Source organism: Aquincola tertiaricarbonis, from assembly GCF_023573145.1.
Lineage (GTDB): Bacteria > Pseudomonadota > Gammaproteobacteria > Burkholderiales > Burkholderiaceae_C > Aquincola > Aquincola tertiaricarbonis_B.
This window is the reverse complement of record NZ_CP097636.1, coordinates 2,359,588-2,382,218: the sequence shown is the minus strand read 5'-3', so window position 1 is coordinate 2,382,218 and position 22,631 is coordinate 2,359,588. Positions and strand designations below refer to the sequence as shown.

Annotated in this window: 13 protein-coding genes and 1 tRNA gene; 11 read left to right on the top strand and 3 right to left on the bottom strand. The window is 70.4% G+C overall.

Annotation, left to right across the window (positions count from 1 at the left end):
* Positions 1 to 33: 33 nt before the first annotated feature.
* A complete protein-coding gene (gene tssA, locus MW290_RS25290; RefSeq protein WP_250197104.1) occupies positions 34 to 1,122 on the bottom strand; it encodes a type VI secretion system protein TssA in 1,089 nt (362 codons plus the stop codon).
* 283 nt (positions 1,123 to 1,405) lie between these two features.
* On the opposite strand from tssA, the gene MW290_RS25285 reads away from it, so the two are divergent.
* The 7 genes from MW290_RS25285 to MW290_RS25255 all read left to right on the top strand — a co-directional run bounded on the left by MW290_RS25285 (position 1,406) and on the right by MW290_RS25255 (position 16,380).
* Positions 1,406 to 3,130, top strand: coding sequence for a ShlB/FhaC/HecB family hemolysin secretion/activation protein (locus tag MW290_RS25285; protein WP_250197103.1), 1,725 nt, complete (start codon positions 1,406 to 1,408; stop codon positions 3,128 to 3,130).
* A gap of 62 nt (positions 3,131 to 3,192) precedes the next feature.
* Positions 3,193 to 12,402: an autotransporter-associated beta strand repeat-containing protein gene (locus MW290_RS25280; RefSeq protein ID WP_250197102.1), complete on the top strand. Its 9,210-nt coding sequence runs from the start codon at positions 3,193 to 3,195 to the stop codon at positions 12,400 to 12,402.
* The gene (locus tag MW290_RS25275; RefSeq protein WP_250197101.1) at positions 12,399 to 13,919 is read left to right on the top strand and encodes a caspase family protein; all 1,521 of its coding nucleotides are present in this window, start codon (positions 12,399 to 12,401) and stop codon (positions 13,917 to 13,919) included. The genes MW290_RS25280 and MW290_RS25275 overlap by 4 nt, the downstream gene beginning before the upstream one ends.
* Before the next feature lie 34 nt (positions 13,920 to 13,953).
* Positions 13,954 to 14,042, top strand: a tRNA-Leu gene (locus MW290_RS25270).
* Positions 14,043 to 14,086: 44 nt separating this feature from the next.
* Positions 14,087 to 14,632 (top strand): VUT family protein, encoded by a 546-nt coding sequence (locus MW290_RS25265; RefSeq protein ID WP_250197100.1) that lies wholly within the window; start codon positions 14,087 to 14,089, stop codon positions 14,630 to 14,632.
* A gap of 86 nt (positions 14,633 to 14,718) precedes the next feature.
* Positions 14,719 to 15,012, top strand: a complete 294-nt coding sequence (locus tag MW290_RS25260) for a hypothetical protein (protein WP_250197099.1) — start codon at positions 14,719 to 14,721, stop codon at positions 15,010 to 15,012.
* Positions 15,013 to 15,063: 51 nt separating this feature from the next.
* Complete coding sequence (locus MW290_RS25255) at positions 15,064 to 16,380, top strand: MFS transporter (RefSeq protein ID WP_250197098.1); 1,317 nt, start codon at positions 15,064 to 15,066, stop codon at positions 16,378 to 16,380.
* Here MW290_RS25255 and murI read toward each other — a convergent pair.
* Entirely contained in the window at positions 16,370 to 17,176 is an 807-nt protein-coding gene (gene murI, locus MW290_RS25250) for a glutamate racemase (protein ID WP_250197097.1), read from the bottom strand. The genes MW290_RS25255 and murI overlap by 11 nt on opposite strands.
* Positions 17,177 to 17,374: 198 nt before the next feature.
* Between murI and MW290_RS25245 the strand changes: the two genes are divergently transcribed.
* From MW290_RS25245 to MW290_RS25230, 4 genes are all read left to right on the top strand, one after another.
* Positions 17,375 to 18,124, top strand: coding sequence for an electron transfer flavoprotein subunit beta/FixA family protein (locus tag MW290_RS25245; protein WP_250197096.1), 750 nt, complete (start codon positions 17,375 to 17,377; stop codon positions 18,122 to 18,124).
* A gap of 2 nt (positions 18,125 to 18,126) precedes the next feature.
* Positions 18,127 to 19,059 (top strand): electron transfer flavoprotein subunit alpha/FixB family protein, encoded by a 933-nt coding sequence (locus tag MW290_RS25240; protein WP_250197095.1) that lies wholly within the window; start codon positions 18,127 to 18,129, stop codon positions 19,057 to 19,059.
* Positions 19,060 to 19,121: 62 nt separating this feature from the next.
* Complete coding sequence (locus MW290_RS25235; protein ID WP_250197094.1) at positions 19,122 to 20,912, top strand: acyl-CoA dehydrogenase; 1,791 nt, start codon at positions 19,122 to 19,124, stop codon at positions 20,910 to 20,912.
* Positions 20,909 to 21,865 carry an NAD(P)H-dependent flavin oxidoreductase gene (locus tag MW290_RS25230; RefSeq protein ID WP_375142972.1) on the top strand — a complete coding sequence of 319 codons (957 nt, stop codon included), beginning with the start codon at positions 20,909 to 20,911 and terminating at the stop codon, positions 21,863 to 21,865. The genes MW290_RS25235 and MW290_RS25230 overlap by 4 nt, the downstream gene beginning before the upstream one ends.
* Here MW290_RS25230 and MW290_RS25225 read toward each other — a convergent pair.
* Complete coding sequence (locus MW290_RS25225) at positions 21,862 to 22,563, bottom strand: class I SAM-dependent methyltransferase (protein WP_250197092.1); 702 nt, start codon at positions 22,561 to 22,563, stop codon at positions 21,862 to 21,864. The two genes, MW290_RS25230 and MW290_RS25225, sit on opposite strands and share 4 nt — an antisense overlap.
* Between the last annotated feature and the right edge of the window lie 68 nt (positions 22,564 to 22,631).

The window sequence follows — 22,631 nt, the reverse complement described above, 5'->3', positions numbered from 1 at the left end:
AAAGGCCGGACGCGCGGCCTCAAGCGGACTTCACTAAGCGGACTCGTCGTCCAGTTGCACGGTGTCGGGATCGACGCCCATCACACGGGCCACCTCGGCCAGTGCGTCGGGCGCCAGTTCCTTCATCAGTTGAAGGAAGTTGTGGTTGATCAGCCGCCGCGCCCGGCGCAGCAGCATGGGGGCGGGGCTGGTGGGCTCGGTGCGCTCGAGGTACTCGCACACCATGTCGATGGCCTTGATCGCGTCCTCGCGGGATTCGACCGTGCCCGACAGGCCGCGCTGCGCGGCACGGCGGCCACGCGGGGCGGCGCTGCCGGCGTCATCGGTCTCACCGGCACCGTCGTCCGCCCCCTCCGTCGCTTCGTCCTCGGCGTCTGCTTCGGCCGCGCTGGCCGCGGGCATCACGCCCACCAGCATGTTCAGCAGCGACTGCAGCGGCTTGAGATCGGGCGCCGACTCGATGCCGGCCTTGTCGTTGGCCAGCGAGATCAGCGCCTTCAGCTGCGCCATCGCATCGGCCGGCTGGGTGCTCAGCGCCGGGTCCTGGGCCACCGCGGCGCCCAGAATCTGGGTCAGCTGCTCACGGGTGAAGCTGGGCTCGCCTTCCTTGGCGGTGGCCAGACCCAGGGCCACCTCCACCGCGCGCACCCGCACCTCGCCCACGCCGCGCTGGCGCACCAGCAGCGCCCGGCGTACATCGCCCACGCCACCGTCGGATTCGCGCAGCACGGCCAGCGCGTTCATCCGTGCGTAGGGGTCGCCGTCGTCGGGGTCGGGCAGCGGATGCAGCGTGTCCCAGTAGGTGTCCAGCAGGCCGTGCAGCAGGCGCAGGCCTTCGGGCACGGCCACGAAGCCATCGAGGTGGATGCAGGCGCGCATCCAGGTCACGGCGATGCGCAGGTCGCGGGTGCGTTCCATCAGCGCTTCGCACTGGCTGCGCACGTCGCGCCAGTCGGGGGGTACTGCTGCTTCGAACTGCGTTTCCGGCTTGCCGGCAGCGGCCTGGGTCAGGGCCAGAAAGTCGTTGTCGTACTCGAGATCGGGGCCGCAAGGGGCATCCTCGTCGGGCAGTGGCGCAAGCCATGCGTCGATGGTGGAGGTGCCTGAGAAAGCGTTGCTCACGTCAGCGTCCTTGGCATTCAGTTCGGGCCCCGTGTCGAATGTTGTGCAGTAACTACAAATGCATGCACTAATTGCATGTCAGAACCGGGGCGCGAGTGTCGCAGTGTTCCGTGACGAAGAAAAGTGCCCGCTTTGTTGGTAGGTGAAGTCAACCGCTTGGGGGATGAAGATCCGTGAACTCCTTCGCTACCATGCGCCGGCCATGCGCAAGGCCGTGGTTGGGGGAGTGATGAACACGAAGAAGAAAAGCCGGCACAAATCCGCAGCAACGCGGTCTGCCGGTGTGAATTTCGCACATCCGCAGTGGCTGATTTCACGGGTGGCCGCGGGGGTGCTGAGCGTGGTGACGGGCCTTGCGCACGCCCAGACCACCGAGCGGCCGATGCCCGTGGTGCCCACGCCTGCGGAGCTGGCGCCGCGCCCTGCGCGCCCGGCCACCGACGCGGCCGACCTGCCCGCGCAACCCACGCCCCCGCGAGAGCTGGCCAAACCGCAGGACGACATCGCGATCGACGTCACCGGCTACGCGCTGCCCCCGAACGCGCCCGCCGCGCTGCGCGAGGCGCTGCCGGCGCTGACGGCGGCGTATGTTGGCCCCCGGCGCAGCTACGAAGACCTGGTCAATGCGGCCACCGAGGTCACCCGCTACCTGCAGCGCGAGCTGGGCTACTACCTGGGCTATGCCTACCTGCCTGAGCAGTCCCCTGAACGGGGGGTCATCCAGATCGCGCTGCTGGAAGGCCGGCTCGACAAGGTGGAGCTGGTGTGGCGCGACGACCTGCCCGTGCGGCGCGAGGTGGTGGAGGCTTACCTGGCGCGCCTGCAGCCCGGCGACATCCTGCGGGTGCGCGACGTCGAGCGGGTGGTGTTCCTGCTCAACGACCTGCGCGGCATCACTGCGCGCTTCGATGTGAAGACCGGCTCGGTGCCCGGCACCGCCACGCTGGTGGTCACGCCCACGCCTGAAGCGCGCTGGACCGGCAAGCTGGACCTGGACCTCAACGGTTCGCGCTTCCTGGGCCGTGAGCGGGTGGGCGCGCTGCTGTCGGGCAACAGCCTGCTGGGCCGCGGCGATGCCCTCACGCTCAATGCGCTGCGCTCGTTCAACGGCGGCCTCACCTTCCTGCTGGCCGGCTACACGCTGCCGGTGGGCAGCGACGGGCTGAAGCTGGGCGCCTCCGTGTCGGCGGTGCACTACCAACTGGACGAAGACGAGTTCCCGCTGGACGTCAACGGCAACGCGTTCAACCTCACCACCTATGCGCTGTACCCGCTGGTGCGCTCGCGCAACCTCAACACCTTCGTGGTGGGTTCGTACGAGCACAAGCGCTACACCGACCGCCGCGACGTGACGCGCAGCGAGGACAAGAAGCGCGTCGACAGCCTGACGCTGGGCACCACCGGCGACTTCCGCGACAGCCTGCTGTCCGGCGGCGTCAACACCTACGAGGCCAACCTGTCGCTGGGCCGCGTGGACTACCCCGACGGCGTGCCGGCCGGGCTGGACGACGACGCCCACTACCGCAAGCTCACGCTGGCCTTCACCCGGCTGCAGAACATCGTCGACCAGCGGTTGCTGCTGTACATCGCGCTGCGGGCGCAGCAGGCCTTCTCCAACCTGGACACCACCGAGCAGTTCCGCCTGGGTGGACCTGATGGCGTGCGAGGCTTCGCGCCCGGCGAAGGCACCGGCGACAGCGGCCAGCTGATGACGCTGGAGCTGCGGCTGCTGCCGCCCGAAAGCTGGCTGGGCCAGCTCTCGCGCGAGCTGGTGTTCGGCGCCTTCTACGACGCCGGCCGCGTGAAGTACCGGCACGACGCCTCGGCGCGGCCGGCCGGCTTCGACAACGCCGCTACCTACACCGCGGCCGGCCTGGCGGTGTCGTGGGTGCGGCCGGGCGGCTATGCGCTGCGCGCCAGCCTGGCCAAGCCGCTGTCCGGCACGCCCAAGGCCGACAGCCGCGTGCGCGACCCGCGCCTGTACCTGCAATTCAGCAAGCTGTTCTGAGCGACGGCGGCCACCGCGCCGCCGTGCTTCGACCCTGGGGGTTTCCGATGCCTGACCGCCGCATGTTCCGACAGCCCGCCGCACGCAGCCGCTGCGCCGGCGCTGCCCGCCCGTCCCGTCGCCCGCAGGCCGCGGCCTGGGTGGCTCTCAAGCCGGTGTGCCTGGCCGCTGCGCTGGCCGTGGCCGGCCCCGCGCTGGCCCTGCCCGGCGGGGCCCAGGTCACCTCCGGCCAGGTGCAGGTGGGCACGCCCCAGGGTGGCCAGCTGGTCATCCGGCAGGACACGGCCAAGGCCGGCATCGACTGGCAGGGCTTTTCCATTGGCGCCGGCGAGAAGGTGCAGGTGCAGCAGCCCAATGCCAGTGCGGTGCTGTTCAACCGCGTGGTGGGCGCCGACCCCAGCGTGATCCTGGGCCAGCTGCAGGCCAACGGGCGGGTGTTCCTGTCCAACCCGCGCGGCATCCTGTTCGGCGCGGGCTCGCAGGTGAGCGTGGGCGGCCTGGTGGCCACCACGCTGGACATCGATCCGCAGGCCCTGGCCAACGGCCGCTACCAGCTCACCCGCGGCATCGGCCAGCCGGGTGAGCTGAGGGCCGAAGGCGACATCCAGGCCAGCGGCACCGTGGCGCTGGTGGCGCCCACGCTGGTGCAGTCGGGCACCATCAGCGCGGCCCGCGTGGGCCTGGCGGCGGCGGGCGCGGTGCAGGTGGACGTGGAAGGCGACGGCCTGATCTTCTTCAACGTGCGCAACGAAGACCTGGCCACGCGCCTGTCGCTGCTCGGCAGCGTGCTGGCCGATGGCGGCAGCGTGGAAGCCCGCGCCGTGGCCCGCAGCGGCTTTGCCGACACGGTGCTGAACATGGACGGCATCGTGCGCGCCCGCGGCCTGGGCCAGCGTGAAGGCCGCGTCGTCATCGACGGCGGACCCGCCGGCATCACCCAGGTGGCCGGCACCGTGGACGTGAGCGGCCTGCAGCCGGGCGAACAAGGCGGCCAGGCCACGGTGCTGGGCGAGAAGGTGCTGCTGACCGGCACTGCGCGCGTGGATGCGCGCGGGGACGCCGGTGGCGGCACGGTGCTGGTGGGGGGGAACTGGCAGGGGAAGGGGCCGGAGTCGAATGCGCAGATGACGGCCGTGGCGCGCGGCGCCACCCTCGACGCCAGCGCGCAGACCCAGGGCGACGGCGGCACGGTGGTGTTGTGGTCGGACCAGGCCACCCGTTTCCAGGGCCAGATCACCGCACGCGGCGGCGCGGCGGGTGGCGACGGCGGGCAGGTGGAGGTGTCGGGCAAGCAGTACCTGGCCTACCAGGGCAGCGCCGACCTGCGCGCGCCCGCCGGGCGGCCGGGGCGCCTGCTGCTGGACCCGACCGACCTCACCATCCAGGGCGGTGGCGCCGACATCGACGGGGACGGCACGAACGGCGACCTGAGCACGCCGACGCTGGCGTTCGCTGATGGAGGTGTCAACAGCGTCATCACCGCAACGGCCGTGGAGCAGCAGCTTCTGACCAACCCTGTCTTGCTGCAGGCCACCAACAACATCGCGGTCAATGCGGCCATCACCTCGAGCTCAGGTCAGTCGCTGACCTTGAACGCGGGCAACAACATCGACATCAACCAGGCCATCCGCTTGCAGGGCGGCACGGCCAACCTGGTGCTCGTGGCCAACGATCCCGCCAGCGGCAGCGCGAGCGGCACCGGACGCGTGGCCGTGAACAGCACGCTCGAGGCCACCGGCACAGTGTCGCTGACGCGCGGGGGCGGAACGGGCGTGCACGCGTTCGCCAACAGCAACATCACGGCCGGCAATCTGTTGATCAATGGCAGCAGCCAGCTCACCGGCACCAACACCTGGAGCGTGGCGGGCGCGAGCGGGGTGGTCAGTTCGCTGGGCGGCACCGGTTCCTTGACCAAGCAAGGCACTGGCGTGCTGAGCCTGAGCGGCACCAACACCTTCAGTGGCGGCATCAGCGCTGCTTCCGGGGAGCTGCAGTTCAGCAGTGCGGCGGCCTTCCCGTCGGGCAGCGCGGTCAACGTCAATGGCGGCACCTTGGAGGTGGGTGCGCTCAACCTGTCGGCCGGCACGGTCACGCTGTCCAGCGGCACCATCAACGGCACCGGCGGCGGCAGCCTGTCCGGCACGGCGTTCAACGTGCAGTCCGGCGCCATCAACGCCATCCTGACGGGCACGGGCGCGCTGTCCAAGTCCACCAGCAACACCGTCACGCTCGGCGCAGCTGCCACCTACAGCGGCGGCACCACCATCACCGACGGCACCTTGCAGATCAACACTGGCGGTGGGCTGCGCAACGATGGCGCCGTGACCGTCAACGGCGCTGGCGCCGTGCTGGCGCTGGCCTCCGGTGTGGATGACCAGGTGGGCGCCGTGACGCTGACCAGCGGCAGCATCAACGGCCCGGGTACGCTCACCAGCAACGTCAGCTTCGACGTGCGCAACGGCAGCATCAGCGCCGTGCTTGCCGGCACCGCCGGCCTGACCAAGTCCACCGCTACCACCGTCACGCTCTCTGCGGCCAACACCTACACCGGTGGCACCACCGTCACCGACGGCACGCTGCAGATCAACAGCGGCGGCGGCTTGCGCGACGATGGCGCGGTGAGCATCAATGGCGGCGCTGCGGTGCTGGCGCTGGCTTCCGGCGTCAACGACCTGGTGGGCGCGGTCACGCTCATCACCGGCAGCATCAACGGCCCGGGCACGCTCACCAGCAACACCGGCTTCGACATTCGCAGCGGCAGCATCGGCGCGGTGCTGGACGGCGGCGCCGGCCTGGCCAAGTCCACCAACGGCACCGTCACCCTCAGCGCCGCCAACAGCTACAGCGGCGGCACCACCGTCACCGACGGCACGCTGCAGATCAACAGCGGCGGCGGCTTGCGCGACGATGGCGCGGTGAGCATCAATGGCGGCGCTGCGGTGCTGGCGCTGGCTTCCGGCGTCAACGACCTGGTGGGCGCGGTGACGCTGATCAGCGGCAGCATCAACGGCCCGGGCACGCTCACCAGCAACACCGGTTTCGACGTGCGCAGCGGCAGCATCGGCGCGGTGCTGGCCGGCGGCGCCGGCTTGGCCAAGTCCACCAACGGCACCGTCACCCTCAGCGCGGCCAACATCTACAGCGGCGGCACCACCATCACCGACGGCACGCTGCAGATCAACAGCGGCGGCGGCTTGCGCGACGACGGCGCGGTGAACATCAACGGCAGTGCCGCGGTGCTGGCCTTGGCGTCTGGCGTGAATGACATCGTGGGCGCCGTCACGCTGACCAACGGCAGCATCAACGGACCGGGCACGCTGACCAGCGACGTGGGTTTCGACGTGCGCAACGGCAGCATCAACACCGTGCTGGCCGGCAACGGCGGACTGACCAAGACCACGGCCGGGGGCGCCAACACGGTGACGGTCACCGCCGCGCAGACCTACAGCGGCGGCACGACGATCAGCGACGGCACGCTGCAGATCAACAGCGGTGGCGGCCTGTTGAACACGGGCGCAGTGAACATCAATGGCAGCACAGCGGTGCTGGCGCTGGCTTCCGGCGTGAATGACATCGTGGGCGCCGTCACGCTGACCAACGGCAGCATCAACGGACCGGGCACGCTGACCAGCGACGTGGGTTTCGACGTGCGCAACGGCAGCATCAACACCGCGCTGGCCGGCAACGGCGGACTGACCAAGACCACGGCCGGCGGCGCCAACACGGTGACGGTTACCGCCGCGCAGACCTACGGCGGCGGCACGACGATCAGCGACGGCACGCTGCAGATCAACAGCGGTGGCGGCCTGCTGAACACGGGTGCACTGAACATCAATGGCGGCACAGCGGTGCTGGCGCTGGCTTCTGGCGTGAACGACCTTGTGGGTGCGGTGACGCTGACCAACGGCAGCATCAACGGCCCGGGCACGCTGACCAGCAACACCGACTTCGAGGTGCGCAATGGCAGCATCAGCGCCGCGTTGGCCGGCAGCGGGGGCGTGAACAAGACCACCAACGGCACCGTCACCATCACCGCAGGCCAGAGTTACCTGGGTGACACCGACATCGTCACCGGCACGCTGCGGGTCAGCGGTGGGGGCAACTTGAGCAGCGGCGGCGTCACGCTCGCCAGCACGTCGGCCGAGCTGGACATCGTCGGCACCACCATCGGCAACACCCTGACCAGCAACGGTGGCGTGATCAACAGCTCCACCGGCGGTGGCACCTACAGCGGCACGGCCACGCTGTCCGCCACCACCACCGTGCGCTCGGGCGACGCCACCACCGGGCTGACGGTCAGCGGCAACCTGGGCGGCAGCGGTGGCCTGGTGAAGGACGGCAGCGGCCGCGTGACGTTGAGCGGCACCAACAGCTACGCGGGCAGCACGCTGGTCAGCGACGGCACTCTGCGCATGGGGTCGGCTACGGCCTTGCCCAACGCCACCGCGCTCACCATCGACGGGTTGAATGCGACGCTGGACCTGAACGGCTTCAGCGACACCGCCGCCAGCCTGCGGCTGGCCAACGGCAGCATCACCGGCGGCACCCTCACGGCCGCCAGTTATGCGTTGGAAGCGGGCACGCTGGCGGCCACGCTGGCCGGCAGTGGCGCATCGACAAAGAGCACCGGCGGCATCGTCACCGTCACGGCCGCGCAGACCTACACCGGCGGCACCGCCATCAGCGGCGGCACGCTGCAGATCAACAGCGGGGGCGGGCTGTCCAACAGCGGGAGCGTCACCATCAACGGCAGCGGCGCGGCGCTGGGGCTGGCAGCCGGCGTCAACGACCAGGTGGGCGCGGTCAGCCTGGTCAACGGCAGCATCAACGGCCCGGGCACCCTCACCAGCAACTCGGGTTTCGACCTGCGCGACGGCAGCGTGAGCGCCGTGCTGGCCGGTAGCGCGGCGGTGACCAAGACCACCAACGGCACCGTCAGCCTCGGCGCGGCCAACACCTACAGCGGCGGCACCACCATCAGCGACGGCATCCTGCAGATCGGCAGCGGCGGTGGCTTGCTCGACACCGGCGCGCTGATCGTCAACGGCAGTGCCGCCGCGCTGGCGCTGGCCGCTGGCGTTAACGACCAGGTGGGCGCCGTTACCCTGGCCAACGGCAGCATCACCGGGCCCGGCACGCTGACCAGCAACAACGGCCCGACCGGCTTCGACCTGCGCAACGGCACCGTCAGCGCCGTGCTGGCCGGCAGCGCCGGCGTGACCAAGACCACCAACGGCACGGTGACCTTCAGCACCGGCAACGTCTACACCGGTACCACCGCCGTCAACGTCGGCACGCTGCGGCTGGACGGCGGCGCGGCGCGCGCCGGGCAGGGCGCCGCCACGCTGGCTGCGGCCGGCACGCTGGACCTGCGCAATGGCGCGGTACTGGCCAACCCGACGCTGGCCAGTGCCGGCGGCACCGTCGACGTCAGCGCCGGCAACAGCCGCATCGACAGTGCCACCACGCTCACCGGCACCACCACGCTGCAGGTGGCCAACGGCGCCAGCCTGCAGCTGCAGGGCGCGGTGACCGGCAGCGGTGGCCTGCGCAAGAGCGGGCAGGGCACGGCGGTGCTCAGCGCGGCCAACGGCTTTGCCGGCGATGTGGCGCTGGACGAAGGCACGCTGCAGCTTTCGGGCACGGCGGCGACCGCGGGCACTGGCGCACTGAACCTGGCAGCCGGTGCTGGGCTGGCACTGAGCGGCGGCGCCACCCTCACCAACACCAGCCTGCTGAGCCAGGGCGGCACCGTGTCCAGCGGCACCGGCGGCGGCAGCATCCAGTCGCCCATCACGCTGGCGGCCACCACCACCTTCAGCGTGGGCGATGCGGCCAGCGGCCTCAACCTCCTGGGCGCTGTCGATGGCCCGGCATTGGCCGACCTGGTGAAGGCCGGCGTTGGTCGCCTGACCCTGGCCGCCGACAACCGCTATGTCGGCGCCACGCTGGTCAACGCCGGCACCCTGGCCACGCAAGGCGATGAGCGCCTTCCCGACACCACCGCGTTGCAATTGCAGCCCGGCAGCACGCTGGTGCTGGGTGGCACCGAAACGATCGGTCTGCTCAGCGGCAGCGGCCCTGCGCAACTGGGCGGCTTTGCGCTTGCCGCCGGCGCGGCGGGCGACAGCAGCTACGGCGGCAACCTGACCGGCACCGCGGGCAGCCAACTCACCAAGCAGGGTGGCAGCCGCTTCAGCCTGCAAGGCACGGTGGATGTGAGCCGCGTGGCGGTGCAACAGGGCACCTTGCTGCTGGCCGGCGCCAGCGATCAGGCTGCCACTGCGGCCCTGCAGGTGGCGCAGACCGGCACCGTGGAACTGCAGGGCGACAAGACGGTGGCCGAACTGCAACTGGCCGGCCAACTGCTGGCGGGCACCGCGGGCGCTACCTTGAGCACCCCGGGCGTCTATGCGCTGCAGGACGGCGCCCTTGTGCAGGCCAATCTCGGCGCTGGCGCGCTCACCAGCAACGGCGCCACGCAGTTGCAAGGCCTGTCGGCAGCCACCAGCGTGGCGGTGCAAAGCGGCACCTTGACGCTCAGCGGCGCCAACCGCCTGGCCGCCAGCGCACAGGTGCAGGTGCTGGCTGGTGCCACGCTGTCGCTGGCAGATGCACAGACGCTGGGGCAGCTCGCACTCAGCGGCAGCCTGAGCGGCGGTGGCCTGCTCACAGCCCAGCTTGCGGCGCTCAGCAGCGGCAGCGTGTTCACGCCGCTGAGCGTGGCCAGCTTCACCAGCGATGGCACTTCGGTGATCGGCGCAGCCGTGGCCGCCAGCGGCACGGCGCAGCTGCAGTCTGGCCTGCTGACGCTGGATGGCGGCACCCTGGCCGCGCCGGTGATCGATGTGGCCGGTGGCACGCTTGCCACCACATCGGCCGGCCGCCTCAGCGCGGCCGAACTGCAGGTGCGCAACGGAGCCGCCTTGCAGCTGGCCGGCGCGGAGACCGTGGGCAATCTGCTGGTTCAAGGTCGCATCGACGGCCCCGGCTCGCTCACCAGCAGCGAGGCGGTGATGGACGGCGGCAGCCTGAATGCCGCTCTCAGCACCGCCACGCTGCGCAGCCCCGGCGGCGGCACGCTGGCGGCGGCCGTGCAAGCCGGCAGCACCAGTGTCACCGGTGGCAGCCTGCTGGTGGACACGGCCGGCACGCTGCAGTCGCCCACCATCGCCGTGCAAGGCGGCGAGCTGCGCACCGCCAGCGCCAACCGGCTGCTGGGCGACACCCAGCTGAGCCTGGGCAACGGCGCACGCCTCACGCTGGGTGGCGATCAGACCCTGAACCGCCTGGCCGATGCCGCCGGCACCGACGGCAGCGCCTTGCTCACCTTGGTGAGCGGCGCCTTGACCGTGGGCGACGCCAGCGATGCCACCTTCAGCGGCCGCATATCGGGCGACGGCGGCCTGACCAAGCAGGGCGCCGGCACGTTCACGCTGGCCAGCGCCACCGATAACGACTTCACCGGCGCCACCCGCGTGCTGGCCGGCACCCTCAGCATCGCGCGTGACGGCCTGCTGGGCCGCGCACCGGCCGGTGCCACGGCCGGCCAATTGCTGCTGGACGGCGGCACCCTGCGCGTGACCGCCAGCACCGAGCTGGCCGCCAGCCGCGGCTTGGCGCTGCAAGGTGCGGGCGGCACGCTGGAGGTGGCCGAGGGCCAGACGCTGACCTACAACGGTGTGGCCGCCGACGGCGCCAGCAGCGGCCGCCTCACCAAGACCGGTGGCGGCACGCTCAGCCTGGGCGGTGCCAACGTCTACACCGGCAGCACCACGGTGCAGGCCGGCCGGCTGCGCACCGTAGGCAACGAGCGGCTGCCCGATGCCACCGCGCTCACCATCGCGTCCGGCGCCACGCTGGAACTGGGCGGTGCGGAAACGCTGCAGTCGCTCGATGCCCAGGGCGCTGCGTCGCTGGCCGGTTCGGTCACCACCCGCGGCGACCAGCGCTATGCGGCACCGGTCACGGTCGTCGCCACCGCGCCGATCCGCTTGGTGGCCGGCGGCGCGCTCAGCGCCACCGCTGCCGGCAACGACTGGCACACCAGCGCCACGCAGCCCCTGTCGATCGATGCCGCCTCGGTGCAGCTGAGCACGCTGCAGGCCAGCGGCGGCGCCCATGCCGACCTGCTGCTGGGCGACCTGCGCGTGACTGCCGGCGACAGCCGCATCGACGCCGGGTTGCTGACGCTGGCCGGCGCCTGGTCGCTGGAAGGCAGTGCGCAACTGGCCCTGGTGTCGCATGCCACGCCCACCTATGCCGCCGCCGACGTCGCCCCCGGCGTCGTCGACCCCGACGGCCGCGTGCTGCACGTGGCCAGCGACGTGATCACCCAGTCCACCGGCAGCCGCATCACCAGCGCCGACGGCAGCGGCCTGCTGCTGGTCTCGGTGGCGGGTGGCTCCATCCGCCTGGGGCAGGAGGCCAACGACTTCGGCGGCCATGTGGCCGCGCTCAGCAGCAATGGCGCCACGCTAACGCCCACCAGCTTCGGCAGCGCCTGGACGGCCAACGTGGAAGGCGGCGCAGTCAACGTCGCACTGCCGGCGCGGCAATCCGTCATCACGCTGGCCGGCCAGAACCTGCGCATCGGCAGCCAGACGCTGGCGCTGGACGGCGGCGGCAGCCTGACCGTCAACGGCCTGGCCGGCGACCTGGTGCGCCTGACGGCCGGCACGCTGCGCACCGACCCCGGCAGCTTGATCCGCGCCCGGCTTTGGTACAACGACGCGGCCTTCGGCACCATCCGCTCGACGCCCGGCCTGCAGCTCACGCTGCTGGACCCGCTGGCCTACGAGGGCAGCAGCACCTTCGGCAACAGCGATGCGCCGATCGCGGTGGAGGTGGGCGCCATCACCACCGACGCGCCGCGCGCGGGCCTGAGCGCCGGCTTCGTGCAGGTGCTGCCCAAGAACGGCGCGCGCGGCTCCACCGCCATTTACCTCACCGGCCCGCGCATCGCGGCCGGGCTGTACAGCTTCTTCCACGATGGCGCCGGCCAGCTCAGCGAGGTGCCGGTGCTGTACAACGGCTTCCTGCCGGCTTCGCCGCAGTTGAGCGGCTCGCTGTCGTCGGTGGCGTCGGTGTCCGAGCAGGCGCGCAAGGAGCGCTTCGAGGAAGCGGTGCGCACCGAGAACGTGGCGGTGCGGCTGCGTGCCGGCGTGATCGCCGAAGTAGGCCCCGGACGACCCGCCACCCAGGGCAGCGATGGCATCCGTTTGCCGGAACAATGCGAGCCTTCCTGGCCTGCGCTGGACTGCGCCAAATGACCCGAGATACTCCGTCGAAGAACCAGCCCGCCCGCATCGCCGACGAACCGCCCACCGAGTCCGGGCTGCCGTCGCCACTGCGCCGGTCCTTGTGGCAATGGCCGCTGGCGGCCTGGGCCGGTGCCAGCCTGCCCGCCGCCTGGGCCCAGTACGGTGGCGGCTATGGTGCGCCAGCCCCGGCGCCCCCTCCCGCACCGGCGCCCGTCGCCAGCCCGCCCGCCGCCCCGGCCGAAGCGCCGGAGGTGCCAGCCGCCGTGGTGCTGGGCGAGCGCCTGGCGCTGGTGCTGGGCAACCGCGCCTACCCCGAGCCCTTCGACCTGCCGTCCATCCACAAGAACGTGCACGACATGGAGGCGGCGCTGGCCAAGCGCGGCTTCAAGGTCACGGCCGCGGTCGACCTCGACCCGGCCGCCGCGCGCAGCACGGTGGAAGGTTTCCTGCGCCAGGTGGCCGCGGCGCCGCCTGACACCATCGTCTTTTTCTACTTCAGCGGCCACGGCGTGCAGATGAACGCCGAGAACCTGCTGCTGGGTGCGGGCGTCAATCCCTCGGCCGCGCCGGAGACGCTGCTCAAGGGCAGCATGGTGCTGCAGCCCGACGTGGTGCTGAAGCTGCCGCGCCGCGAGCGCGGTCTCACCATCGCGGTGATCGACGCCTGCCGCACCGACCTGCGCGCCGCCCTCAAGCCCGGTGAGGGCCTGAACCAGGTGGAAGCGCCGCCCGGCTGCCTGATCGCGTTTTCCACCGGCGCCGGCAAGCCCGCGCTAGCGCCCAACAACCCGACGCAGAACACCTTCTACACCGGCGCCCTGGTGCACCAGCTGACCACCGCGTCGGACGAGCTGTCGTTCTCCGACCTGTTCCGGCTGACCAAGCTGGAAACCCAGCGCACCATGCTCAACCACCCGGTGGGGCTGATCCGCCAGTTCGCGCAGTTCCCGTTCATCGCCGAGAACACCCGCCAGCCGGTGCTGCTGGCTCAGCGCCCGGCACCGGCCGCGGCCGGCCGCTTCGGCACCGAAGACGAAGCCGGCGACTGGGCCACGCTGCAGGCCACCGTGTGGCCGCCCGACGTGGTGCGCCTGGCCGACCGTTACCTGCAGCGCTGGCCCGACAGCAAGCTGGCCGGCGGCGCCGAGGTGATGCGTGAAGGCGCCAAGGAGGCGGCCACCATCCTGCGCCGCAACGACATCCGGCTGTTCCGCCGATCGTTCGATCCCCACCCTGGCGCCGACAAGGACTACCAGGCCGACCTGCTGAAGGCCGCCCGGGGTGACAAGGACGCGGCCGCCCGCGTCGGCCGCGCCTGGCGCACCGACGTGCAGAGCGGCGCCGAGCTGTCGCGCTACGAGGGCTGGATGCAGTACGCGGCCGAGCTGGGCAACGGCATCGCCAGCTACGAGCTGGCGCTGCACTACCGCCGGCTCGACCAGCCGCAGCCCGCCGCCCGCTGGGAGGCCCGGGCCCGCGAGCTGGGCTACACCCCGCCGCCTTCGCTCGACAACCAGCGCAAGTAGCCGGCGGCGCCATCCGGTATGCTGCGCGCCCCCGGCCGGGGTGGCGAAATCGGTAGACGCCGCAGACTTAAAATCTGCTGTCGCGCAAGCGGCGTACGGGTTCGAGTCCCGTCCCCGGCACCATCGGGCGCGCCCATCGGCGGTGCGCTCCTCTCCCTCTGCTCACCATGACCGAATCCCGACTCCCGCTCGGGCGCCTGTGGCGTCCGGTGCTGGCGATGATGCTCGTCATCGTCTCGTCCAACTTCCTGGTCCAGTTCCCGATCAACGACTGGCTCACCTGGGGCGCCTTCACCTTTCCGGTGGCCTATCTGGTGACGGACCTGACCAACCGCGCGGTCGGCGCCCAGGCAGCCCGCCGCGTGGCCTGGATGGGTTTTGCCATCGCGGTGGTGGTGTCGCTGCTGCTGGCGCCCTGGCGCATCGCAGTGGCGTCGGGCGCGGCCTTCATCGTCTCGCAGCTGCTGGACGTGGCGGTGTTCAACCGCTGGCGCGCCCAGTCGTGGTGGAAGGCGCCGCTGGTCGGCTCTTCGGTGGCCTCGGTGCTGGACACGCTGATCTTCTTCGCGCTGGCCTTCGCCGGCACCGATCTCGACTGGCTGGCCCTGGCCGCCGGCGACCTCAGCATCAAGTGGCTGATGGCCGTGGTGCTGCTGCTGCCCTACCGGATGATGCTGCCGCGCCTGCAGCTGTGGGTGCCCGCCATCCGGTGAGTGATTGCTGACTTTCCATCCCCCTTGAAGGTGATGCCGCCCCCGCGAACGCGGGCCAAGAATCCGGCACCCGAGGAGACAGACGCATGGACTTCAGCCACCCGTCATCGTTCATCCAGTTGGCACCGCCGCGCGGTGGCCGCTCGCTACCGGGGGTGAAGTTCGTGCCGGCCGGCAGCGCATCGGCCCGGCGTGGCGCCCGTCCCCTGGTCAGCTATGCCTCGCCGGAGGGCGCCGCCTGGTTCGAGGCCTTGCTGGCCGACCTGCTGGAGCCGCCGGCGGCTGCCGAGGCACCTGAGGCGCAGGCGGCGCCAGCCGACCGAGCGCGCGCCTGCGAACCCAGCGCGGCCCGCCGCCGAGGCGCTGGCCCACAGCGCTGATCCGTTTCACGCCGCAGTGCTAGGCTCCGCCGCCTAACGGCAGGAGTGGGCTTGAGCTGGTTTCCCCAAGCGGCGCTGAACGACGGCGTCCAAAAACGCGAAGTGTTCGGTTGGGCGATGTACGACTTCGCCAACTCGGGCTACACGACGGTGGTGCTCACCGCCGTCTTCAACGCCTACTTCGTGGGCGTGGTGGCGCAGGGCGCCAGCTGGGCCACCCTGGCCTGGACGCTGTGCATCGCCGTCTCCAGTGCCATCACCATGTTCACCGTGCCCGCGCTGGGCGCCCATGCCGACCAGCGCGGCGCCAAGAAGCGCCTGCTGGCCTGGACCACCGCCGGCTGTGTGGTGGCCACGGTGGGCCTGGCCTTCTGCGGCCGCGGCGATGTGGCCCTGGCCGCCGTGGCGGTGGTGGTGTCCAACGTCTTCTATTCGTATGGCGAGGCGCTGAACGCCGCCTTCCTGCCCGAGCTGTCGCGCCGCGAGGCGCTGGGCCGCGTCTCCGGCTGGGGCTGGAGCTTCGGCTACTTCGGCGGCATGTTGTCGCTGGGGCTGTCGCTGGCCTACGTGCTGTGGGCGCAAGCGCAGGGCCAGCAGGCCACGCAGTTCGTGCCGGTCACCATGCTCATCACCGCAGGGGTCTACGGCCTCGCGTCGCTGGCCACCTTCGCCCTGTTGAAAGAGCGGGCCCGGCCGCAGCCTGCGGCCGCCACGGCCCAGGGCGGCTTCGGCGAGGCCTTGGCCCGGCTGGCCCGCACCGCGCGGGAGGCGGGCCAGTACCGCGACTTCGCCTGGCTGATGGCCTGCAGCACGGCCTACCAGGCCGGCATCGCGGTGGTCATCGCGCTGGCGGCGGTGTATGCCGAACAGGCGCTGGGCTTCCAGCAGACCGACACCATGGCACTGGTGTTCGCGGTCAACATCGCCTCGGCGGGCGGCGCCTTCCTCTTCGGCTACTGGCAAGACCGCATCGGCCACCGGCGCGCCTTGGGCGCCACGCTGGTCGGCTGGCTGGTGATGACGCTGCTGGCTTACCTGGCCACCAGCCCGGCGCTCTTCTGGGTGGCGGCGGTGCTGGCGGGCCTGTGCATGGGCTCCAGCCAATCGGCCGGGCGCGCACTGGCCGGCGTGCTGGCGCCGGCCGACCGGCTGGCCGAGTTCTTCGGCCTCTGGACCTTCGCCACCCGGCTGGCCGCCATCGTGGGGCCGCTCACCTACGGTCTGGTCACCTGGCTGACGGCCGGCAACCACCGGCTGGCCATCCTGTCCACCGGGGCGTTCTTCCTCATGGGGCTGGCGTTGCTGCGGCCGATCGACGTGGCGCGCGGCATGCGCGCGGCCGGGCAGGGCGGCACGCTCAAATCTTGACGCGCTGCGCCAGGGCCCGCACGCCGGCCCAGCGCTCGGCCAGCGCCTGCAACGGCCCCGGGTCGCCGGTGGTGTAGAGCGCATCGGGCTGCGCGGCCGCGATCGGGGGCAGCTCCGCTGCCAGCGCGGCCGTGCGGCGCGCCACCGCCTGCGAGGTGTCCACCAGCTGCACGCCAGGCGCCAGCTTCGCCTGGATCTGCGGTGCCACCAGCGGGTAGTGGGTGCAACCGAGCACCACCACGTCGCAGCCGGCCTCGCGCAGCGGCGCGGTGTGGCGGGCGATCACCTCGGCCACGGCGGGGCTGTGCAGCGGGTGCTGCTCGATCGCCTGTGCCAGGCCCACGCAGGCCTGCAGGTGAAAGCGCACATCGGGGGCTTCGGCTGCCAGCATGGCCTGCAGCGCCACAAAGCGCTCGCTGTGCAGCGTGCCGCGTGTGGCCATCACGCCGATGTGGCCGTTGCGTGTCAGCGCCAGCGCGGGCTTGATGCCGGGCTCGATGCCGACGATGGGCCAGCCGGCCAGTTCCGCGCGCAGCGGGTTCACCGCCGCCGCGGTCGCGGTGTTGCAGGCGATCACCAGCAGCTGCGCCCCCCGCTCGCGCATGAAGCGCGCCGCCCGCCGGGTGCGCTCGACCACGAAGTCGGCGTCGCGCTCGCCGTAGGGCGCATGACCGCTGTCGGCCAGGTAGCTCAGCTGCGCCTGCGACCCGGCCTGGCGCAAGTCTCGCAGCACCGACAGGCCCCCCAGCCCGGAATCGAAAACGCCGATGTGGACGCGGGGCAGGGCAGGGGTCATGGTGAGGGGCGAAAGAGAGCGGACCGGAGGCGCGGCAGTGTAGGTTCGGGTCCGCCCGGGTGCCAAAAATGCCCCGCTTCCCCGGGCTTGGCCGCTAGAATCGAACGGTCGTTCGTTTTTTTCCATCGGCCAGCGGGGGCGACTCCTAGAATCCTCCGCAGCCCGGCAACGGTTTTTCATTCCGAGGAGCACAAGCGCATGAAGATCCTGGTCCCCGTCAAGCGGGTGGTCGACTACAACGTGAAGGTGCGGGTCAAGGCCGACGGCACCGGCGTGGACATCGCCAACGTCAAGATGAGCATGAACCCGTTCGACGAGATCGCGGTGGAAGAAGCCGTGCGGCTGAAGGAAAAGGGCGTGGCCACCGAGGTCATCGCCGTCTCCTGCGGCCCCACGCAGTGCCAGGAAACGCTGCGCACCGCCATGGCCATCGGCGCCGACCGCGGCATCCTGGTGGAGTGCGCGGACGAGCTGCAGCCGCTGGCCGTGGCCAAGCTGCTCAAGGCCCTGGTGGACAAGGAACAGCCCGGCCTCATCATCCTGGGCAAGCAGGCCATCGACGACGACTGCAACCAGACCGGCCAGATGCTGGCCGCGCTGGCCGACCTGCCGCAGGCGACCTTCGCCTCCAAGGTCGAGGTCGCCGATGGCAAAGCCAGCGTCACCCGTGAAGTCGACGGCGGCCTGGAAACCCTGGCCATCACGCTGCCGGCGGTCGTCACCACCGACCTGCGCCTCAATGAGCCGCGCTACGTCACGCTGCCCAACATCATGAAGGCCAAGAAAAAGCCGCTGGAGACCGTCAAGCCGGCCGACCTCGGCGTCGACGTCGCCCCCCGCATCAAGACCCTCAAGGTCAGCGAGCCGCCCAAGCGCAGCGCCGGCATCAAGGTGCCCGACGTCGCCACCCTCGTGGCCAAGCTCAAGACCGAAGCCAAGGTGATCTGACCATGACCGCACTCGTCATCGCTGAACACGACAACGCGTCCTTGAAGGGCGCCACCTTCAACACCGTCACCGCCGCCACCCAGATGGGCGGCGACGTGCACGTGCTCATCGCCGGCCACAACGCGCAAGCCGCGGCCGACGCCGCCGCCAAGATCGCCGGCGTCAGCAAGGTCATCCTGGCCGAAGCCCCCGGCTTCGAGCACGGCCTGGCCGAAAACGTCGCCGCGCAAGTGCTGGCGATCGCCGGCAGCTACAGCCACCTCGTCTTCCCGGCCACCGCCAGCGGCAAGAACATCGCCCCCCGCGTGGCCGCCAAGCTCGACGTCGGCCAGGTCAGCGACATCACCAAGGTGGTGAGCGCCGACACCTTCGAGCGCCCCATCTACGCCGGCAACGCCATTGCCACCGTGCAGGCCACCGACGCCGTCAAGGTCATCACCGTGCGCGGCACCGGCTTTGACGCCGCAGCGCACGAGGGCGGCAGCGCGGCCATCGAGAAGGCCGAAGCCGCCGCCACCAGCGACAAGGCCACCTTCGTCGGCAGCGAGATCGCCAAGAACGACCGGCCCGAACTCACCGCCGCCAAAGTCATCGTCAGTGGTGGCCGTGCGCTGGGCAGCAGCGAGAAGTTCAACGAAGTGCTCACCCCGCTGGCCGACAAGCTGGGCGCCGCTCTGGGCGCCAGCCGCGCTGCCGTGGACGCGGGCTACGCCCCCAACGACTGGCAGGTCGGCCAGACCGGCAAGATCGTCGCGCCGCAGCTGTACGTGGCCGCGGGCATCTCCGGGGCCATCCAGCACCTGGCCGGCATGAAGGACAGCAAGGTCATCGTGGCCATCAACAAGGACCCCGAGGCGCCGATCTTCAGCGTGGCCGACTACGGCCTGGAAGCCGATCTGTTCAATGCGGTGCCGGAGCTGGTGAAGGCGCTGTGACCTGAGGCGCCGGGCGGGCTCGCTGATTGGCGAGCCCGCGCGTCCATTGCGAGGAGACAACCATGACCTATCGTGCCCCCGTGCGGGACATGCTGTTCTGCATGCAGGAGCTGGCCAACCTGGAAGCCGTGTCGCAGCTGCCGGGTTTTGAAGAAGCCGGCCTCGACACCGCCCAGGCCGTGCTCGAAGAGTGCGCCAAGTTCAATGAGAACGTGGTGGCGCCGCTCAACTGGGACGGCGACCAGAAACCGTCCTTCTGGAAGGACGGCGCCGTCACCACAACGCCGGGCTTTAAGCAGGCCTTCCGCCAGTTTGCCGAGGGCGGCTGGCAGGGCCTGCAGCACCCCGCTGACTTCGGTGGCCAGGGCCTGCCCAAGACCATCGGTGCCGCCTGCATCGAGATGATCAACAGCGCCAATCTCAGCTTCGCGCTGTGCCCGCTGCTGACCGATGGCGCGATCGAGGCGCTGCTGACCGCAGGCACCGACGAGCAGAAGGCGCTCTACCTGCCGAAGATGATCGACGGCAGCTGGACGGGCACGATGAACCTCACGGAGCCGCAGGCCGGCTCCGACCTCGCCGCGGTGCGCACCCGCGCCGAGCCGCAGGCCGACGGCAGCTACAAGATCTTCGGCACCAAGATCTACATCACCTATGGCGAGCACGACATGGCGGACAACATCGTCCACCTGGTGCTGGCGCGGGTGACGGGCGCCCCCGAAGGCGTCAAGGGCATCTCGCTCTTCATCGTGCCCAAGTACCTGGTCAACGCCGATGGTTCGCTGGGTGACCGCAACGACGTGCACTGCGTCAGCATCGAGCACAAGCTGGGCATCAAGGCCAGCCCGACCGCGGTGCTGCAGTACGGTGACCATGGCGGCGCCATCGGTTACCTGGTGGGCCAGGAGAACCGCGGCCTCGAGTACATGTTCATCATGATGAACGCCGCTCGCTTCGCTGTGGGCACGCAGGGCATCGCGCTGGCCGAGCGCGCCTACCAGAAGGCCGTGGCCTATGCGCGTGAACGGGTGCAGTCGCGGCCGGTAGACGGCTCGCTGCCGACGGCGGCGCCCATCATCCACCACCCCGACGTCAAGCGCATGCTGATGACGATGCGCGCCTGCACCGAGGGCTGCCGCGCGATGTCGCTGGTGGCCGCGGCCGCGTATGACGCCGCACATGCCCACCCCGACGCCGAGGTGCGCAAGCAGAACCAGGCCTTCTACGAATTCATGGTGCCGCTGGTCAAGGGCTACAGCACCGAGATGAGCATCGATGTGGCCAGCCTGGGCGTGCAGGTGCATGGCGGCATGGGCTTCATCGAAGAAACCGGCGCCGCCCAGTACTACCGGGACGCCAAGATCCTGACCATCTACGAAGGTACGACCGCGATCCAGGCCAACGACCTCGTCGGCCGCAAGACTGCGCGCGACGGTGGCGCCACCGCCCGTGCCATCGCAGCGCAGATCGAGCAGACCGAGGCGGCGCTGGCCCGCAGCGCCAGCGTGCATGCCCTGGCCGTGCGCCAACACCTGCAGGCCGGCCGCCAGGCTTTTGCCGAGGTGGTGGACTTCATCGCCCAGCGTGCCAAGAGCGATCCCAATGCGGTGTTCGCCGGCTCGGTGCCTTACCTGATGCTGGCGGGCAACCTGATGGCCGGCTGGCAGCTGGCGCGGGCTCTCCTGGTGGCCGAGCAGCGCCAGGCCGAAGGCACCGACACCGCTTTCATGGCCGCCAAGATCACCACGGCCCGCTTCTATGCGGACCACATCCTGTCCCAGTTGCCGGGGGTGCGCGACAGCATCGTCAACGGCAGCGCGGGCGTCACCGACATGGCCCTGGAGGCTTTCTGATGGCACTGCCGCCCGTCCTTTCGAACCTGCCGCTGCCGATCATCGGCTCGCCGCTCTTCATCATCAGCAACCCCAAGCTCGTGATCGAGCAGTGCAAGGCCGGTGTCGTCGGCTCCATGCCGGCGCTCAATGCCCGGCCGGCCTCGCAACTGGAAGACTGGCTCGCCGAGATCACCGAGACGCTGGCCGCGCACGATCGCGCCCACCCTGAGGCGAAGGCCGCGCCCTTCGCCATCAACCAGATCGTGCACAAGAGCAACGACCGCTTGGAGCACGACATGGCGGTCTGCGCCAAGTACAAGGTGCCCATCGTGATCACCTCGCTGGGCGCCCGCACTGACGTCAACGAAGCGGTGCACGCCTGGGGTGGTGTGGTGCTGCACGACATCATCAACAACACCTTTGCGCGCAAGGCCATCGAAAAGGGCGCGGACGGTCTGATCGCAGTGGCGGCGGGCGCCGGCGGCCACGCCGGCGTCAAGAGCCCGTTCGCGCTGATCCAGGAGATCCGCGACTGGTTCGACGGCCCGGTCGCACTGTCGGGCGCGATCGCCAATGGCGGCGCTGTGCTGGCCGCGCAGGCCATGGGCGCCGACTTCGCCTACATCGGCAGCGCCTTCATCGCGACGGAAGAAGCGCGCGCCACGCCCGAGTACAAGCAGGCCATCGTGGATGGCGGGTCCGACGACATCGTGTACTCCAACCTGTTCACCGGGGTGCACGGCAACTACCTGCGCCGCTCCATCGTCAATGCGGGGCTCGACCCGGACAACCTGCCGGTGAGCGATCCCAGCAAGATGAGCTTCGGCGACGGCGCCAAGAAGGCCTGGAAGGACATCTGGGGCTCGGGCCAGGGCATCGGCGCCGTGCGCGAGGTGTTGCCCGCACGCGAACTGGTCGCGCGCTTGAAGCGCGAATACGAAGCGGCGCGTGCGCGCCTGTTGCTGGCCTAAGCAGGCCGGTGATTCCTGCGGCCGGTGGCGATGTAGATCGCGCCGGCCCACAGCGGCTCCACCTGCAGATCGTCCAGGTAGGGCCGCAGCGAGTCCCAGGGGGCGTTCAAGCCTTCCAGGCAGGTTGTTGAATACAACGCAGCCGACCAGACGAACAGGTTGGCCATCGGTGCCCACAGCGGTGCCCACTGCAGGCCGGCCGACACCACGCGGCCGCCCGGGCGCACATGCCTCATCAGCGCCTGCACCGCCACCGGATCGCGCAACACGTCGTGCGTGAAGTGCATCAGCATGGCATCGGCCACCGGCAAGGCGCAGTCGTCGACCGCGTCGGCCCGGGCCAGCACCAGTTGGACCGAGGCGTCCGCACGCGACAGCTTGGCCGATGCATGAGCCAGCATCTCCGCACTGGGCTCCACGCCGACCACCAGCCCCGACGATCCCACGCCGGCAGCGAGTTGAGGCAGGCTGAGGCCGGTACCGCAGCCCACGTCGATCACCGTCTGTCCGGCTGACAAAGCAAGGCGCTCGACTGCCTTGTGCCGAATCGGTTCGAACGGGAGGAGCTCCAAGTCGTACCAGGCCGCGCGCTGCCTGTATTGAGCCAACGCCTGCTCGGCATTCGGGCCATGGGTGTCCGCTGCCGCAGGCAAGGCTGCGTTGGCGGTGATCGGGGGAGTGCCGCGACGGTTGGCCATCAGTCCGGATTGTGAGATTGCCTCGGATGCAAACCACCCTCCCTAACTTTTTTCGCGCCCTGCTTGCG

Excerpts from the sequence above, each read along its gene's own strand:
- MW290_RS25280 (WP_250197102.1), top strand. The coding sequence starts at position 3,193 with ATGTTCCGACAGCCCGCCGCACGCAGCCGCTGCGCCGGCGCTGCCCGC.
- MW290_RS25275 (WP_250197101.1), top strand. The coding sequence starts at position 12,399 with ATGACCCGAGATACTCCGTCGAAGAACCAGCCCGCCCGCATCGCCGAC.
- MW290_RS25265 (WP_250197100.1), top strand. The coding sequence starts at position 14,087 with ATGACCGAATCCCGACTCCCGCTCGGGCGCCTGTGGCGTCCGGTGCTG.
- MW290_RS25260 (WP_250197099.1), top strand. The coding sequence starts at position 14,719 with ATGGACTTCAGCCACCCGTCATCGTTCATCCAGTTGGCACCGCCGCGC.
- murI (WP_250197097.1), bottom strand. The coding sequence starts at position 17,176 with ATGACCCCTGCCCTGCCCCGCGTCCACATCGGCGTTTTCGATTCCGGG.
- MW290_RS25245 (WP_250197096.1), top strand. The coding sequence starts at position 17,375 with ATGAAGATCCTGGTCCCCGTCAAGCGGGTGGTCGACTACAACGTGAAG.
- MW290_RS25240 (WP_250197095.1), top strand. The coding sequence starts at position 18,127 with ATGACCGCACTCGTCATCGCTGAACACGACAACGCGTCCTTGAAGGGC.
- MW290_RS25235 (WP_250197094.1), top strand. The coding sequence starts at position 19,122 with ATGACCTATCGTGCCCCCGTGCGGGACATGCTGTTCTGCATGCAGGAG.
- MW290_RS25225 (WP_250197092.1), bottom strand. The coding sequence starts at position 22,563 with ATGGCCAACCGTCGCGGCACTCCCCCGATCACCGCCAACGCAGCCTTG.